The 15,939-nt window shown below is 39.1% G+C and carries 15 protein-coding genes; 6 read left to right on the top strand and 9 right to left on the bottom strand.

Annotated elements, in window-relative coordinates; genetic code table 11:
* Nucleotides 1–39: 39 nt before the first annotated feature.
* Entirely contained in the window at nucleotides 40–915 is an 876-nt protein-coding gene (pldA, locus tag GWI59_RS08820; protein WP_006535791.1) for a phospholipase A, read from the bottom strand.
* A 232-nt stretch (nucleotides 916–1,147) separates the two neighbouring features.
* Here pldA and GWI59_RS08815 point away from each other — a divergent pair, with 232 nt between their 5' ends.
* Together GWI59_RS08815 and rarD are read left to right on the top strand one after the other, a co-directional pair.
* Entirely contained in the window at nucleotides 1,148–1,615 is a 468-nt protein-coding gene (locus tag GWI59_RS08815) for a thioesterase family protein (protein ID WP_006535792.1), read from the top strand.
* A gap of 145 nt (nucleotides 1,616–1,760) precedes the next feature.
* Complete coding sequence (rarD, locus tag GWI59_RS08810) at nucleotides 1,761–2,654, top strand: EamA family transporter RarD (RefSeq protein ID WP_161724490.1); 894 nt, start codon at nucleotides 1,761–1,763, stop codon at nucleotides 2,652–2,654.
* A gap of 11 nt (nucleotides 2,655–2,665) precedes the next feature.
* Here rarD and GWI59_RS08805 read toward each other — a convergent pair whose 3' ends face one another.
* The 7 genes from GWI59_RS08805 to lptM form a co-directional block, all read right to left on the bottom strand.
* On the bottom strand, nucleotides 2,666–3,061 hold the full coding sequence (locus tag GWI59_RS08805) for a hypothetical protein (RefSeq protein ID WP_161724487.1): 396 nt from the start codon (nucleotides 3,059–3,061) through the stop codon (nucleotides 2,666–2,668).
* Between the two features lie 146 nt (nucleotides 3,062–3,207).
* A complete protein-coding gene (uvrD, locus tag GWI59_RS08800; RefSeq protein ID WP_072064593.1) occupies nucleotides 3,208–5,361 on the bottom strand; it encodes a DNA helicase II in 2,154 nt (717 codons plus the stop codon).
* A gap of 144 nt (nucleotides 5,362–5,505) precedes the next feature.
* Nucleotides 5,506–6,222 (bottom strand): 5-amino-6-(5-phospho-D-ribitylamino)uracil phosphatase YigB, encoded by a 717-nt coding sequence (yigB, locus tag GWI59_RS08795; RefSeq protein ID WP_109847969.1) that lies wholly within the window; start codon nucleotides 6,220–6,222, stop codon nucleotides 5,506–5,508.
* Nucleotides 6,222–7,145 carry a tyrosine recombinase XerC gene (gene xerC / locus GWI59_RS08790; protein ID WP_109847970.1) on the bottom strand — a complete coding sequence of 308 codons (924 nt, stop codon included), beginning with the start codon at nucleotides 7,143–7,145 and terminating at the stop codon, nucleotides 6,222–6,224. Before xerC ends, yigB begins: the two co-directional genes overlap by 1 nt.
* Nucleotides 7,142–7,852 carry a DUF484 domain-containing protein gene (locus tag GWI59_RS08785; protein ID WP_072064596.1) on the bottom strand — a complete coding sequence of 237 codons (711 nt, stop codon included), beginning with the start codon at nucleotides 7,850–7,852 and terminating at the stop codon, nucleotides 7,142–7,144. The genes xerC and GWI59_RS08785 overlap by 4 nt, the downstream gene beginning before the upstream one ends.
* Nucleotides 7,853–7,877: 25 nt before the next feature.
* Nucleotides 7,878–8,702 carry a diaminopimelate epimerase gene (dapF, locus tag GWI59_RS08780; protein ID WP_072064597.1) on the bottom strand — a complete coding sequence of 275 codons (825 nt, stop codon included), beginning with the start codon at nucleotides 8,700–8,702 and terminating at the stop codon, nucleotides 7,878–7,880.
* A 41-nt stretch (nucleotides 8,703–8,743) separates the two neighbouring features.
* Nucleotides 8,744–8,911: an LPS translocon maturation chaperone LptM gene (gene lptM, locus GWI59_RS08775; RefSeq protein WP_006535806.1), complete on the bottom strand. Its 168-nt coding sequence runs from the start codon at nucleotides 8,909–8,911 to the stop codon at nucleotides 8,744–8,746.
* 79 nt (nucleotides 8,912–8,990) lie between these two features.
* Here lptM and cyaY point away from each other — a divergent pair, with 79 nt between their 5' ends.
* The gene (cyaY, locus tag GWI59_RS08770; RefSeq protein WP_109399691.1) at nucleotides 8,991–9,308 is read left to right on the top strand and encodes an iron donor protein CyaY; all 318 of its coding nucleotides are present in this window, start codon (nucleotides 8,991–8,993) and stop codon (nucleotides 9,306–9,308) included.
* 70 nt (nucleotides 9,309–9,378) lie between these two features.
* Here cyaY and GWI59_RS08765 read toward each other — a convergent pair whose 3' ends face one another.
* Nucleotides 9,379–11,973, bottom strand: coding sequence for a class I adenylate cyclase (locus GWI59_RS08765; RefSeq protein ID WP_161724485.1), 2,595 nt, complete (start codon nucleotides 11,971–11,973; stop codon nucleotides 9,379–9,381).
* Nucleotides 11,974–12,971: 998 nt separating this feature from the next.
* Between GWI59_RS08765 and hemC the strand changes: the two genes are divergently transcribed.
* The 3 genes from hemC to hemX are packed head-to-tail and all read left to right on the top strand — an operon-like array spanning nucleotide 12,972 to nucleotide 15,936.
* Nucleotides 12,972–13,913, top strand: coding sequence for a hydroxymethylbilane synthase (gene hemC, locus GWI59_RS08760; RefSeq protein ID WP_161670977.1), 942 nt, complete (start codon nucleotides 12,972–12,974; stop codon nucleotides 13,911–13,913).
* Nucleotides 13,910–14,647: a uroporphyrinogen-III synthase gene (gene hemD / locus GWI59_RS08755; RefSeq protein ID WP_072064602.1), complete on the top strand. Its 738-nt coding sequence runs from the start codon at nucleotides 13,910–13,912 to the stop codon at nucleotides 14,645–14,647. Before hemC ends, hemD begins: the two co-directional genes overlap by 4 nt.
* Nucleotides 14,648–14,667: 20 nt before the next feature.
* The gene (gene hemX / locus GWI59_RS08750) at nucleotides 14,668–15,936 is read left to right on the top strand and encodes a uroporphyrinogen-III C-methyltransferase (protein WP_161670976.1); all 1,269 of its coding nucleotides are present in this window, start codon (nucleotides 14,668–14,670) and stop codon (nucleotides 15,934–15,936) included.
* The last annotated feature ends 3 nt before the right edge of the window (nucleotides 15,937–15,939 follow it).

Raw genomic sequence — 15,939 nt, 5'->3', positions numbered from 1 at the left:
CATCATTTATAGCGCTATGCTAACCCAGAACGGGGAAAATTACAGCATATCATTCAGCATCACACCCACACCGACCCGTGTCTGGCGAAAATTATAGTCAATCATCGATTCACCATAACCACTAAATACTTGGGTATAAAAACGTACATGTTTAGTGATTGGGTAACTCCAGCCTAATTCAGCTGCCCCATAACCACTGTTCCAGTTATAACGTCCAGTCGCAGTGATCACACTTTCGCCTAGTCGATAGCCCACTTTTAAACGGTAATACCCCATATAGCGATTAATATCTGGATTATCATCACGTTGAGCACTTTCACTAAAGCGATACCACGGTTTTAGATCAAGCTGTAAATTGCCTTTTTGGGCCATAAAACGCGCATAAGCGCGGTTCCAGCTACGAGAGGTGGGATCAGAACGACCATTCGATTCGTGATTAAAACCTGTTTCTATTTCACGAAGTGTCCAACCTGCAAATTTATAGTCTGTTGCCCAACCTAGAAAAAGTTGCGGTTCATAGTTTGTTTCACGGAAAGGGGCTGATTCTTTCTTATTACTTAATTGCCACCAAGAGCGTTGAGTATAAGATGCCGCTAAAACAGAGTTTTCACCCGCAATACCGCGCCACAAAGGGAAGGCCAAACTGAGCTGAAATTTCACCTCATCTTTTTTAGCCTTATTACCCCAATCATAACTTTGAATAGCCTCTTTATTCATATCAGAGGTGTCAGTGTAAATAATATAATTGGATTCATAAGGATAAAGAACAAAAGGTGAATCGTATTCTTGTAATAAACCAGAAATGATACTGCCCTGAACAAGCGGTGCAGGAGATGATGATGCTTGAATTTCCGATGCAAATCCCCATGCTGGATAGAATAAAACCACCGCAAGTAAAGAACGGATGTAACGCATAGTTAATTATCCTGTTTCATTATTGAATAATATAGAAGTTAGTACTTACTTTAGAATTAGTTCTTATATATGTGCTTTATTGCACTTTAGCGTCCATATTTTACACGTAATTGCCATTAAATCTCGTATATTTTCACATCATTATATTTATAGCACGAATGTGCAATTACGAATTCGTCATGTATTATTAACATAATATTAACTTGATGATGTGATATCAGAGGTTCTAAAAATGGAAAAACAGTTAACATTAGAAGAGGCTCAAACACTAATTGGTCATGTTTTTGTTTATAAGATGCCCTTTAATCAATTAATTGGCTTAGAGCTAGTTCGTTTTGAGCAAGACTACGCTGAAATTCAATTTCGGTATCAAGATAAACTTGTTGGTAATATTGCTCAACGTATCTTACATGGTGGGCTTATTGCTTCTGTACTTGATGTCAGCGCGGGATTAGTTTGTGTCGGTAACGCATTAACACGTTTAGCACCAATATCCCAAGAGCAACTCGAACAAAAACTCGCTAATATGGGCACGATTGATTTACGTGTTGATTATTTAAGACCGGGACGTGGAGAATGTTTTACTGCAAGTAGCCATATTTTACGCAGTGGTAATAAAGTGTCTGTTGCTCGTGTTGAATTACATAATGAAAAACAAATTCATATTGCGAGTGGGACAGCAACTTATATTGTAGGTTAAGCCTTTGCTAAAATTCAATGTGCGCGATAATGCTTAGATTAGTATTAATTACTTGTAAAAATACATGCCTAATGACACATTAAATAATGTCATTGGGTATGATAACCCCGTCACACTTTTCCTTTCCATCAATTCCAGAGATAGCATGAGCCAGAAAAACACGATGAAAGGCGTTTTATGTGCCTTAGGCGCCTATTTGATCTGGGGTATTGCCCCTGTCTATTTTAAAAGCATTCAAGAAGTGCCCGCAGAAGAGATCTTAACGCACCGCATTTTATGGTCGTTCTTTTTCATGTTGATTTTAATGACTATCAGTCGTCATTGGCCTTATTTGCGCCAATTAATACGTCAACCTAAAAAAATTCTTCTTTTAGCACTGACTGCCATTATTATCGCAACTAACTGGCTTACCTATATATGGGCGGTTAACCATGGTTATATGCTAGAAGCCAGCCTTGGCTACTTTATTAACCCACTCGTTAACGTACTATTTGGCATGCTTTTCTTGAGCGAGCGGTTCCGCCGTATGCAATGGATAGCAGTAGGTTTGGCATTTACTGGTGTATTTATTCAACTCTGGCACTTTGGTTCAGTGCCCGTGATTGGATTAAGCCTTGCCATGACTTTTGGCCTTTATGGCTTACTGCGTAAAAAATTGGGTGTCGATGCACAAACAGGTATGCTGGTAGAAACATTATGGCTATTCCCCGTTGCATTAGTTTATATCTTATTTTTCACACATTCGCCGACTAGCAATATGCTTGAAAATAGTTGGTCATTAAATACCTTGTTAATTGCAGCCGGTATTATTACAACTATACCGCTACTACTCTTTACAGAAGCTGCACATCATCTGCGTTTATCAACTTTGGGCTTTTTCCAATATATTGGCCCCACCTTGATGTTTATTCTTGCCACAATGGTATATGGCGAGCAAATTGATGCAGAAAGATTAGTGACCTTTGGTTTTATTTGGGTTGCACTGATCCTCTTTACACTTGATGCACTTTATACACAACGCCGTTTGAGACGTAGCTAACCTCCTAAAACTCACTCTTCCGCTAAATTACTAATTTGTGTAAAAGCGGAAGAGAGTTTTTTCTGCTTACTCTTCTTTAATGAATGCGCACTCTTTGATTTCGCTTCTACATAGCGATTTGAGTACCTAAATAACGTTGATATTGCATTATTAACCCATTGAATATGGTTAATCACAACGCTGTAATAGAGATTGATACGAGGAACAAAATCACGTTGATGTCTCAATAACTTACAATACAAATCTTCTTCAAATTCATTGATAGGTTCACTGGGATGATAAGTATCACACAGGACTTCCTCAATATTTTCAATCAATAATTCATTACTAGAAAAAGAGGCGGAAGAAGTTCGCGTGCAAGGTGAAACAAAAGAGTAGGTATAAAAGAATACGCTAGAGAATTTCATCAATTAATCCCGTTGAGTAAGAATAGATAACGAGATTATTAAGTAATCAAATCGAACATCCCTTAAAAAAACACCCTTACTTATTTGATAGATAAGTAAGGGTGTTTTTTATATTAAGATAGTAACTGCTCACTTTAAATGACAACTTACTCTAGTCGAGCAAATGCAGCTACCAGCCATTTAATACCTTCACCATTAAAGGCGATTTGTAATCGGCAATGTTCACCGCTACCTTCAATATTGATAATGGTGCCATCACCAAATTTAGGGTGCTTCACACGTTGCCCAAGCGAATAACCGGTATCATTGCTAATCGGAGTGCCTAAACGGCTATGATTGACAGGACGTGAAACCGTCGCACGTAAACGAACTTCTTCAACACACTCTTTAGGTAACTCACCAATAAAGCGAGATGGCCGATGACTGACTTCTTTTCCATATAGACGGCGGTTTTCAGCGTAAGTAAGCGTTAACTTTTTCATTGCTCGCGTGACACCCACATAAGCCAAACGACGCTCTTCTTCTAAACGCCCACCTTCATCTAGCGACATCTGACTTGGGAACATACCTTCTTCTACACCCACAATAAAGACTTGTGAAAATTCGAGCCCTTTAGCCGAATGAAGTGTCATTAACTGCACAGCATCTTGATATGCATCAGCTTGGCTTTCGCCTGATTCTAATGCAGCATGAGAAAGAAACGCTTGCAGTGGCATCAAATCTTCGTCTTCATCTTGATAACTAAATTGGCGAGTCGCAGTAACCAGCTCTTCTAAGTTTTCAATACGAGCTTGTGCTTTTTCACCTTTTTCTTGCTCATACATCGCTTTTAAACCTGAATCACGAATAATTCGGTCTGTTTGCACATGTAATGGCATATCTGCCGTTTCAGAAGCAAGTGTTTCGATCAGTTCTAAAAACCGTTGGATTGCAGCGGTTGCTCGCCCTGCTAGCATTTTATGTTCGATAACCTGTAATGCGCTTTCCCATAAGGTAATTTGGTTATCTCTTGCAACTTGGCGAACAATATCTAATGTTCTATCACCAATCCCCCGTGTTGGTGTATTCACAACACGCTCGAAAGAAGCATCATCATGGCGATTCGCCGTTAATCGCATATAAGAGAGTGCATCTTTGATTTCTTGGCGCTCGAAGAAACGCTGACCGCCATAGATACGATATGGCATCGCTGCTTGTAATAATGCTTCTTCCATTATACGAGATTGGGCATTACTGCGATAAAGAATGGCACAATCTGTCAGTGCACCGCCTTCTTCTTGCCAGCGTTTAATTCGACCAACTACATAACGCGCTTCATCTAAATCATTAAAAGCACAATACAGCGAAATAGGCTCACCTTCTGCACCTTCAGTCCACAGATTTTTACCTAATCTGTCACTGTTATTAGCAATGAGTGCATTCGCGGCTTTTAGAATATTGCTGGTAGAACGATAATTTTGCTCTAATCGGATAGTCTCTGCGCCTGGGAATTCATTTAAGAAGTTTTGAATATTCTCAACCTGTGCACCACGCCAACCATAAATGGATTGGTCGTCGTCGCCGACAATCATCACTTTACCCGTTTGACCCGCCAGCATTCTAATCCATGCATATTGAATACGGTTAGTATCTTGAAACTCATCAACCAAGATATTAGTAAAGCGATTTTGGTAATGTTCTAAAATTTGCGGCTTATTCAACCAAAGCTCATGAGCACGTAATAAAAGCTCTGCAAAGTCCACCAGCCCCGCACGATCGCAAGCTTCTTGATATGCTTGATACACTTTCAACCATGTTGTTTCAACAGGATTACCATAGGTTTGAATATGCTGAGGGCGTAATCCTTCATCTTTTTTACCGTTGATGTACCACATTCCTTGTCGTGCAGGCCATTGTTTATCATCAAGGTTCATCGATTTAACAATGCGACGAATAAGACGATATTGATCGTCACTGTCAATAATTTGAAAGTCTTGTGGCAAATTTGCATCAAGATAGTGTGCGCGTAATAAACGATGAGCAAGGCTATGGAACGTGCCGATCCACATACCGCCTTGACTTGTACCAATTAAGTCTTCAATACGATGTCGCATCTCTGCGGCGGCTTTATTGGTAAACGTCACAGCCATAATCGAAAAGGGAGAAGCTTGTTCAACAGATAATAACCATGCGATACGATGTACCAGTACCCGTGTTTTACCACTGCCTGCGCCAGCTAACACCAGCATATTAATGCGAGGTGCGGCTACCGCTTCGCGCTGTTTATCGTTAAGGCCTTCTAGCAGATATGAGACGTCCATAATTACCAATCATTTAGTGAAGAAAATACTGTGGATATATACAGAAATAGAGAGTAAGCAACAAACTAACAGGAATTCACGTGCTATGCAAAATAAAGCCTTTCTTAACCGCGTTTATCTGTGCCATTCTTACCGCATATCACATTAAACTAATTCTATTAGTTTGCTTAAATCTGTAATTTCAATATGCGGCATTACTCTGGTTTCACCTTCTTCAAACAAACTACGGCTATCAAGGTTAATCCAACACGCTTGTAATCCACTACTAACGGCTCCCTCGACATCGGTTACAAGGTGGTCTCCCACATGTAGGATTTTCTCATGTGGAAGATCTAACAGTGCGGCAGCTTTATCAAACATATCAGGATAAGGTTTAGAGCGACCATCAGGGCCAGCTTTTAAAATATGTGAAAAATACTGTCCTAAACCACAACTTAATGGGTTTGCATTACCATTTGTAATCGCAATTAATGGGATTTTCTGTGCCAATTCGGTGAGAACATGATGAGTATTATTAGGTACATTAATGCGGCTACGCCAATAAGCAAAGTGCGCCATAATTTCATCCGCACCTTGTTGTGCTTTGGCTTCACTGTAACCGTAATCTAACAACATATTTCTAGCCGCAAGCCAACGCCATTGCGTAATATCATGAAAAATATCAGGATCATTTTCTAAAAGTGGCTTTTTGTAGGCATCCACATCGTGTTCTGTAAAATGATTAAAACGCAAATCATATTGACGAATAAAATCCAGCGTCTCTTTTTCTGTTTTATCCATCACTGGCACATTGTCATACAGCGTATCATCTAAATCAAAAGTCATCGCTGCGATTGGCGTCAGAGTTCTGTAAAAGCGCATTATGATTTTTCTCTCTTAGCTCTCGGATGAGCAGCATCATAGACTTTCGCTAAATGCTGAAAATCTAAGTGGGTATAAACTTGTGTGGTCGATAAATTGGCGTGCCCTAATAACTCTTGTACAGCACGCAAATCACCACTGGATTCCAATAAATGTGTGGCAAATGAGTGGCGCAATTTATGAGGGTTCACATGGCTACTTAGTCCTTGCTTAATCCCCCAAAGTTCAAACCGTTTTTGTACACTGCGCACAGATAAACGCTTACCACTTTGGGTTGAGATAAAGACAGCTTTATCTTCAGGTGCATAGAGCTCTCGTATCGGAAACCAATTTTGTAACCACTCTAGCGCTTTTCTTCCCAGCGGCACTTTTCGTTCTTTACTCCCTTTACCTAAAACACGAACTTCGCCTTCATTCATGTCGATATCGCTAATATTTAAGTTAGTCAATTCTGATAGACGTAATCCTGCACCATACATCACTTCCAACATGGTTCTATCTCTAACAGAAAGCGGATCTTTTAGGTCGATATTCATCAATTGGCTAACTTCATCAACATCCATATTTTTAGGAAGGTGACGACCCGATTTAGGCGTTCGAATACCTTTTGCTGGATTAACCTCTAACATTCCTTGTGCCACTTGCCAATCAAGAAAACTACGTAACGCCGAAAAGCGCAAAGCAAGACTAGTCGGTTGTAACCCGCTACGATTGCTTTTTGCTAATAACATGCGTACATGTTGGCTTTCGAGTGATATCCATTGTGTGATTTTCATCGCCACCATCATTTGTGCTAATGCCATCAGTTGGCGATGATAATTTTCTACTGTGACAGGGCTTAATCGACGTTCAACTTGAATATAACGCAGGAATTGCTCGATAGCGGTGGAGAGTGTTTCTGGAATATCTATTGGTTGATTCATTGCCTTGCAATCCAACGAAGTAATAATTCGGGTAAAATATGGGCTAGCTTATCCAGCATTACTGTTCCCATCCCTTCCTGAAAATGTTGGTTATCTCGGCTATTAAAAATAATCACCCCCAAATCACCATAATGCCCTAACAATGAAAGCGCAACGGAACCAGAACGTCGTACATTCGGCATCAATAACATTATCTCTTGCCCATTTAATGGGCCTAAATAGTGATTATCATCACCCATACGTTGAATGCGAAAATGTTCAAATGCTTGACGAGATAATGGGAGATCTTGTGCATCTAAAGGTGGCTGCAATTGCCAGCGATCAGTAAATAGGCGTAATTGAACTGAATAAAGCCCTAATCCTTTTGCCCAAAGGTTTAAGCGCTCTAGCATTTCGTGAAGAGAAGCACTGTTGGATAGTTCAGAAATTAATAATAAGAGTTGGCTAAACAGTGCTTCATTTTCCGAGGCTTGTTCTATCAACAAACGCATATCTTCTTCAAGATAATGGATACGGTTTCGTTGACGCGACATTATCCATTCAACTAAAGAAACAGTTCCTCTGACGGGATGAGGAACTTTCATTTGCTCGATATAGCTTGCATTACGGATAAAAAAACCAGGATGCTCCCTAAGGTAACGGATCACTTGTTGATCATTAAGTTCGTTTGTTTCAGGGCAACAAAACTGCTCATTTTTATCCGTCATACAGATAGCCTCTCAAAAAATAATATTATAGCTGGATGATCCCATCATAAATATGTGTCGCTGGCCCAGTCATATAAAGAGAGTTACCCTCTCCTTTCCATTCAATTAGCAGTACACCACCGGGTAAAGTCACTTTCACTCGTTTATCTAATAAACCTTGTGAAATACCGATAGCAACAGCAGCACAAGCTCCGCTACCACAGGCATTCGTTTCGCCCGCACCTCGTTCAAATACCCGTAAATGAAGGTTGTTTCTGTCTACAATCTGCATAAAACCAATATTAGCACGTTCAGGAAAACGTTCATGTTGCTCTAACACAGGTCCTAACAACTCAACTTCGGCTGTTTTAATGTCTTCGACCTGAATGACGCAATGGGGATTTCCCATTGAAACTACACCACATAATACAGTGCGTTCCATTGCCCTGATAATATAGGTCTTTTCTGCCTTTTGTGCACGGAAAGGGATTTTTTGAGGTTCAAATTCGGGCTCCCCCATATTGACGCACACATCGTCATTATCCATAACTTGCAAGGTCATTCTGCCAGACTGTGTACTGACTTTTATCTCTCTTTTGTTTGTAAGACCTTTTAATCTCACAAATCGAGCAAAGCAACGAGCGCCATTACCACACTGCGCAACCTCACTTCCATCCGCATTAAAAATGCGATAATGGAAATCGAGTTCAGGATCATAAGGTGCTTCAACCACCAATAATTGATCAAACCCAACACCAGTATGGCGATTCGCTAATCGACATATTAATTCTGGTGAAAAATAAACATTTTGAGTCACAGCATCGACCACCATAAAGTCGTTACCAAGACCATGCATTTTTGAAAATTGCATCTTGCCCCTGCCTGAAACGAAATTACCGTTTCTAAAATTGACTAATTGGTCTGAGTTGAGGCGCTCTCAACTTGCTGGGTTGGCTGGGGTGACTGTGTCATTTTTGCCTGAGTATCTTCAGGTGGGAAATAAAGAGGGCCTTTCAAGCCACAACCAGAAAGAGAAATCAGTGTTATTATAGCAAGAGTGCAACGTAAATACGTTTTCATTCGAAATCTGCCTGTCATTTATTTGGTTAATATCCTCTATAATCGCAGTTAGATCTCGAAAAGCAAATAGGAAATGAAGATGAACGACAGTGAATTTCACCAATTAGCTGACGAACTCTTGTCAGAAATAGAACAAACTATTGATAATTATGAAGGTGACGCAGATATTGATTGTGAAATCAATGGCGGTGTAATGACATTAACCTTTGAAAATAATAGCAAAATTATTATTAATCGTCAGGAAGCGTTTCATCAAATTTGGTTAGCAACACGTTCTGGTGGTTATCACTTTGATTGGAAAGATGAGCAATGGATTTGTGATAGAAGTGGTGGTGAATTTTTAACCATGCTAGCACAAGCAATAACAGAACAAAGTGGGGAAGCGTTTTCTTTCTAAGAAGCGCGGTTAATTACAATAATGGGAGCTATCAAAGCTCCCATTTGTGTTTTTATTGACTCATACTCAATTAAGTGTGTTGCACTGCTTTATAATCTGTAAATCCATGGGCAACAACATTCATCTCAGGTTGCGCTTCTTTACTACCTAGATCGGATAATTTACCAAATGATCCGCCAGCAAAAGGTAGCACTTGTGTTAAGCCTTCCACTTTCACAATTTGATAAAATTGTGGCAAGTTAAAATTAATAAAGCTTGAGCCATATGTAAATCGGTCATGAGAGGAAGAGTAGAAACGGCTAACATCTTTCACTAACTCTTCTTTACTTCCTTCACAATGGGAATAAATTTCGACGCGATTTGCTTCATCTAAGATATAGATATTAAAGACATTATTATCTTCTGTGGTTTCAAAGAAGAATTGGATAATCCCTTCACACGCAAAACCATCAATCACCGCAGGTAAATAGCGAGCATCTTTATCTAATTTAACCGGCAACCCATGAAGCTTGTTATATGAAATTGCACCATAAAACTCGATAGCATTTTCTAATTTTTGTACTGACACATTGAGGCGTTCAAAGAACAATCCCCACGTTTGCCCAGCAATACGCAAAGCTTTAAAACGCCCCGGCTCTAAACGATTCGTTGATAACCGCAATTCAATACATTCTGAAACTAACTGCTGAACACGAGTACGGATTAAACCACGCAAATGTTGGCTATAACAGAATACTTCAACAGAAGCAGGTGGAGCCGCATCTTGGTGCATTTTACCTAAAATCGTTTTTAACGATTCCAACATAGATTGTGTACCACTGAAATGAAGGGTTCTTACTTCATTCCAAGAGTTACGATACAACAAATCAATGCTACCAATAAGACACTGCTCTTTTTCGCCAAAACTAAAGACATCTAATTTTCTAAAATCAAAGTGAACCACTTGATCAGAAAAACTTTCTGTTGGGTCAGTTTCTAAATTGACAATAATCGCAAGGTGTCTAATTTCACAAGGGCTATACAGTGCTTTCGGTGTCGGTGCAGGTAAACGAATCGGGAAATGGCTCGACATATCCCTAACTAATTCATGTAGTTTAATTTCATCACAAGAAGATTCTCCTTGATGAATATAAACTCGAGACTCTTTCGTTAACAGCCCATTAAAGTAAGACCATGCCACTAATTTATTTAAATAGCGGTTATATTCTAATGGTTGATGTCCAACGATATTTTCAAAATCAGGGGCACGATTATATAAATACCAACCGCTACGATTTGCTCGGCCTTGTGGTACATAAATAAAGGTTAAATGCGACTCTGATAAATCAGGAGATATTTGCGGATTAACCAGTGTCACTTTACCAGGCAATGCTTCAAATGCCGCATAAAGTTTACGTGTTAATACACCAATATCTTGTGGGCTTGCACTGACACTTAAATTATTGCGACGCGCGAAACGGATAAGATTACGATAGCTTTGCATCATCGTATCTAATAGTTCGTTGTGCGCATCACGTACTCGCTCGATTTTCCAGCTATCACGGGTATCGAGTATCGTTAACCGTTCGTTATCCCATTGCCACTGAGTGACCAATTGCGATAAAACTTGTCGTCTCCAACCTTCGGATTCATTTTGTGTTTTTTCGTTAGATAATTTTTCACACACTTTAAGGTAGAAACAGCGACGGATAAGATCAAGGCGGGTTAAATCATTGATAGAAACCAAATAACGAGTAACACGCTCAAGCATCATACAATAAGCATCTAAACCATAATTAACGATTTCGCCACGGTGTAGATGTTGCTTCATCTCTAATGCTAGCAGTTTTCCATTAGGATAGTCCGCTGAATAAGCTTCTAATAAAATACTTTTTAATACCGCTTTATATGGTGAATCAACGCTTTTATAAAGCTGCCATAAACTTGCGCCGAAATACTCTTCGGCTGAAAGTTCACCTAACCCCCCCAAATCTAACCACTCATTAGGTGTTAATACGCCCTGAGCATAAAGGGAGTTAACATATTCATCATAATGGTGTTCTTCTTCTACTGGCACCATCGTCCATAGCAAGCGTTTACCTGCAAGACGTACCGCTGTACGGTAAAATTCGTCAAGTAAAAGAATATGTTGAGTAGAACCACAATCTTCCCCACCTAAGCTACCGCTTGCATGATGGCGAAATCTATTTTCATCGATTAAGAAAAATGTAACGTCAATGCCTAGCTCACCAGCCCACTGTTCAATCAGTTGGCACTTACGTTGTAAAAGCGCACGCTCATCCTGATCCAGCCATGATTGATGGCAGACCCAAATATCAATATCAGAGCAGTGACTTTGCCCAATAGAAGAAGTGCTACCCATCGAGTAGATGCCTGTAATTGGCAACTCTCCGCTGGCGTACCCTTCCATTGGCTCATCACATAATGCGTTAATCAGCTTATTGGCCCATTGACGTTGCATGTCATCAGGTTCAAAGAAACATGTGCCGTGAGGAACATTTCCTTGTATGTAGCCGGGCAACTCAGGATGGTGGTAATGCAATAAAACAGGAATTAAACCATAGACCTGTTTAAAAACATCACACATCGATGCAAATGCTCGTTCCAGTCTGAGTTGATTAATCGCATCCAGCCGTTGCTTCAGTGTTTCAATATAAAGATACAAGAGTTTCGCCTGAACAATACTAAGAAGATAGTAGAATCTGAGTTTATAAGTCACCAAGGTTGAGTTAAGTAATATTAATAGATAAAACTTTACTAACAAAATCTCGGAAACGTGATCAATTTAACACCTTGAACGCAAGGCGTAAAGAGGATCTCAAAATATAGCACCAAGATCTAAAAGTGATATTTAAATGCTTAATCGTGTAAAGCTATCGAATAAACGCCCTTAAAATCATTAAGATAAATCACTTTACTTACATAAAAAATGATAAAAAAAATCGCTCAATCCTCTCTTTAGCCTATAAAAATCCCTGTTTACTTAATGATGAAACTGAAAATAAATTTTGACAAAACATCAAAAAGCGATAAAAAATCGGAAATAGAAACAACTGATTGATAATAATGAATTATTTATATTTTTTGATTGTTTTTCATTTTTATACTTAAAATAATAATTCTATTTTTAATATTGCGATAATAATATTTAAAATAATATTTAATTTTTATTAATTATTTATTTAAATTAAGACTAAATTATTTTCTCTATTTTTATTATTTCTCTTTCTTTTATTTAATAATAATTTTGTTAAAATTTATCGTGTTTTTATATATTAAAAAAATAATAAGAAAGATAAGCATATTTACAATAATAGCCGTTTTATCAATATGTTCAGATAAAACATAATATTTATATCTCTTCTTGCTTATAGCTTGTTAACAAACATAATCTAATGTTTTAATTTTGTTAATAACCACACTTTTAATATAGATATAAAAAGAATAAAATTCTAAAAATAACTAAACCCAATAGTATCCATTAATAAATTACTTATTTTTTATTTCCTTTTTCTTTTTTTCTTTTTCGATGATGACCTCATTTCTTTCATTGTTATTACGATACAAAGCGCCTTAACTGGAAAATTGGGCCTTAAAGTGTTAAAACAATGGCTTATTTCTAAACAAAAATATCGCTAATCGCTCGGAAGAGATAATACTATTATGTCAAAAAGTACCATCCGTATTGCTACCCGCCAAAGTCCTCTCGCTATGTGGCAGGCGCTTTATGTGAAAGAACAACTGCAACTTACTCATCCAGGTTTAGTCGTCGAATTAGTACCGATGGTCACTAAAGGTGACATCATCCTAGATACACCTTTAGCTAAAGTGGGTGGCAAAGGGTTATTCGTAAAAGAATTAGAACTTGCTCTACTTGAATCACGTGCAGATATTGCTGTGCACTCCATGAAAGATGTTCCTATTGATTTCCCTGAAGGCTTAGGGTTAGTTACTATTTGTGAACGTGAAGATCCTCGTGATGCCTTTGTTTCTAATCATTATAATACGTTAGAAGAACTTCCTGCGGGTAGTATTGTAGGCACATCAAGTTTACGTCGCCAATGTCAATTAAAAGCACAACGCCCTGATCTAATTATTCGTGATTTACGAGGTAATGTAGGCACTCGCTTAAGTAAATTAGATAACGGCGATTACGATGCTATTATTCTTGCTGTTGCAGGCTTAAAACGCCTAGGCCTTAATGAACGTATTCGTACGCCATTATCAGCTGAGCAATCTTTACCCGCGGTTGGACAAGGCGCTGTGGGAATTGAGTGTCGCTTAGATGACAATGAAACTCGCCAGCTATTAGATGCGCTCAATCATTCCCGAACAGCAATTTGTGTTAAAGCAGAACGTGCAATGAATACGCGCCTTGAAGGCGGTTGCCAGGTTCCAATTGGAAGCTACGCTATTTGGCAAGATGACAAAATTTGGTTGCGGGCTTTAGTCGGTTCACCTGATGGTGAAACTATTTTACGAGGTGAACGTTTAGTGACGCCTGAAAACGCTGAAACCGCAGGCATCTCATTGGCTGAAGAGCTTTTAGATAAAGGTGCAAGAGCTATTTTAACGGCAGTGTATCAAGGTAGCACACCTGCATGAGTATTTTAGTTACTCGCCCCAACCCAGCAGGAAAAGCATTAACCCAGCGTTTAATTGATGCGGGTAAAACAGCTTTTCAAGCACCTTTAATCGAGATCACCGCAGGTCGTGAACTCCCTTTATTAGATGCTAAACTAAAAGGATTAAAGGCGGGTGATTGTGTATTTTTACTTTCCAAAAATGCGGTGTCATACGCAAACTGGCAGCTAAATCAATTACAACAATCATGGCCAGATACGCTATCCTATTATGGAATAGGTAAAAGCACAGCGAAAGATTTCCAACATTTAAGTAGTCTTCCAATTTGCTACCCTGAGCAAGGAGAAACCAGTGAGGATCTTCTTAACCTTTCTGCGCTTAATCAGGTGAAAAACAGGCGAATATTACTGCTTAGAGGTAACGGTGGTCGTGACTTACTCGCAAAAACATTGAGTCAACGAGGCGCAATTGTTGATGAATGCGAATGTTACCAACGCCTATTTATTAATTATTCCCCTGAAGAATTTGCGCTTCAATGGGAAAAAGCACAGGTTGATACGCTTGTTGTCACTAGCGGTGAAATGTTACAACAACTGTTTGATCTAGTCGCTGAATCTAAAAAAGCATGGCTGTTAAACTGCCATTTAATTGTGGTCAGTGAACGATTAGCAACAATAGCAAAAACATTAGGGTGGGAAACTATCACCGTTGCTGAAAGTGCCAATAATGATGCTTTATTTCATGCATTAATATAGAACCTAAATGAGACGCCGATATGACGGAACAGAAAAATACAAATGATAATGACTTGCCAAAAGATGCAGTTAAAGCTGATGAGAATGTCCGCTATCAGGAAGTCAAACCTGTTAATAACAAGCGCTCAGGCCTAATTGGAAGTGCTGTTGCTATTCTTGTTATTTTGGCAATCGGTGGTGGCCTTTACTATTACACCAATCAACAAGCATCAAAGCTGAGTGTAGAAAATCAATCACTCAAATCTGAGCTTACCCAATTACAACAGCTCCAAAACACTTATCAACAACGCTTTGACAATATTGATAGCATGTTTAACTCACAAAAACAGACTATTGATAAGTTACAAAATGAGCGCCAAACAACAGAGCGCCAAATCCAAGATCTACAAACACGCTTTGCCGCTATTTCTAATGCAGATGTCAAAAGTTGGCTATTAGCACAAGCTGATTTTATGGTGAAAATGGCAGGTCGGAAGTTGTGGAATGATCAAGATGTCGTGACCGCAGTAAGTCTACTAAAAGGTGCTGATAGTAGCTTAGCGGAAATGAATGATCCGAGCTTACTTGAGATCCGCCGTGCTATTAATGAAGACATCAGCAGTTTAGCTGCTCTCACTAAAATCGATAATGATGGCACCATCTTACAATTAAACCAGTTAGCGAATCAGATTGATAATCTCCGCTTAGCGGGTTTGGAGCGTAATGGCTCACCAATGGATAAAAACGACGAAACCATTTCAGGTTCACTTTCTGATTGGAAACAGAATCTCAGCAAAAGCTGGAAAAGCTTTATGGATGATTTTATTACTATTCGCCGCCGTGATACCGCAGCCGTTCCTTTATTAGCGCCAAACCAAGATATCTATTTACGTGAGAATATTCGTTCACGTTTATTAATTGCTTCCCAAGCGGTTCCTCGCCATCAAACTGAGATCTACCAGCAATCGCTTGAGGCAGTATCCACCTGGGTTCGTGCTTATTTTGATACCTCTGATCCAAGTACAACCGCATTTTTAGATACGGTATCTGAATTAGAGAAACAACCTATTACGCTTGCAATACCATCAGAATTGAAGAGCCCAACCTTGCTAGAAAAACGAGTAGAAAAGCAAATCCGCAATTTACTGGCACAAAATGAGTATGCAGAGCCACAAATTGCTGAAACACAAGCTGTTGAAGCCCAAGATGCCCAAGCTGTAGAAGCTGAACATAACGCATCAGAAAGCGCACAAGATGCCGCAGCTGATAGCACAGCAGTTGATGCACCAGTAACACCACGAGGAGAATAAGCT

The sequence above is a fragment of the Proteus sp. G2673 genome (genome assembly GCF_009915125.1).
Lineage (GTDB): Bacteria > Pseudomonadota > Gammaproteobacteria > Enterobacterales > Enterobacteriaceae > Proteus > Proteus penneri.
This window is presented reverse-complemented; position numbering and strand designations above follow the sequence as displayed.

What these genes read in the sequence shown, in the direction of transcription:
- pldA (WP_006535791.1), bottom strand. Translation starts at nt 915, where the DNA reads ATGCGTTACATCCGTTCTTTACTTGCGGTGGTTTTATTCTATCCAGCA.
- GWI59_RS08815 (WP_006535792.1), top strand. Translation starts at nt 1,148, where the DNA reads ATGGAAAAACAGTTAACATTAGAAGAGGCTCAAACACTAATTGGTCAT.
- rarD (WP_161724490.1), top strand. Translation starts at nt 1,761, where the DNA reads ATGAGCCAGAAAAACACGATGAAAGGCGTTTTATGTGCCTTAGGCGCC.
- GWI59_RS08805 (WP_161724487.1), bottom strand. Translation starts at nt 3,061, where the DNA reads ATGAAATTCTCTAGCGTATTCTTTTATACCTACTCTTTTGTTTCACCT.
- uvrD (WP_072064593.1), bottom strand. Translation starts at nt 5,361, where the DNA reads ATGGACGTCTCATATCTGCTAGAAGGCCTTAACGATAAACAGCGCGAA.
- yigB (WP_109847969.1), bottom strand. Translation starts at nt 6,222, where the DNA reads ATGCGCTTTTACAGAACTCTGACGCCAATCGCAGCGATGACTTTTGAT.
- xerC (WP_109847970.1), bottom strand. Translation starts at nt 7,145, where the DNA reads ATGAATCAACCAATAGATATTCCAGAAACACTCTCCACCGCTATCGAG.
- GWI59_RS08785 (WP_072064596.1), bottom strand. Translation starts at nt 7,852, where the DNA reads ATGACGGATAAAAATGAGCAGTTTTGTTGCCCTGAAACAAACGAACTT.
- dapF (WP_072064597.1), bottom strand. Translation starts at nt 8,702, where the DNA reads ATGCAATTTTCAAAAATGCATGGTCTTGGTAACGACTTTATGGTGGTC.
- lptM (WP_006535806.1), bottom strand. Translation starts at nt 8,911, where the DNA reads ATGAAAACGTATTTACGTTGCACTCTTGCTATAATAACACTGATTTCT.
- cyaY (WP_109399691.1), top strand. Translation starts at nt 8,991, where the DNA reads ATGAACGACAGTGAATTTCACCAATTAGCTGACGAACTCTTGTCAGAA.
- hemC (WP_161670977.1), top strand. Translation starts at nt 12,972, where the DNA reads ATGTCAAAAAGTACCATCCGTATTGCTACCCGCCAAAGTCCTCTCGCT.
- hemD (WP_072064602.1), top strand. Translation starts at nt 13,910, where the DNA reads ATGAGTATTTTAGTTACTCGCCCCAACCCAGCAGGAAAAGCATTAACC.
- hemX (WP_161670976.1), top strand. Translation starts at nt 14,668, where the DNA reads ATGACGGAACAGAAAAATACAAATGATAATGACTTGCCAAAAGATGCA.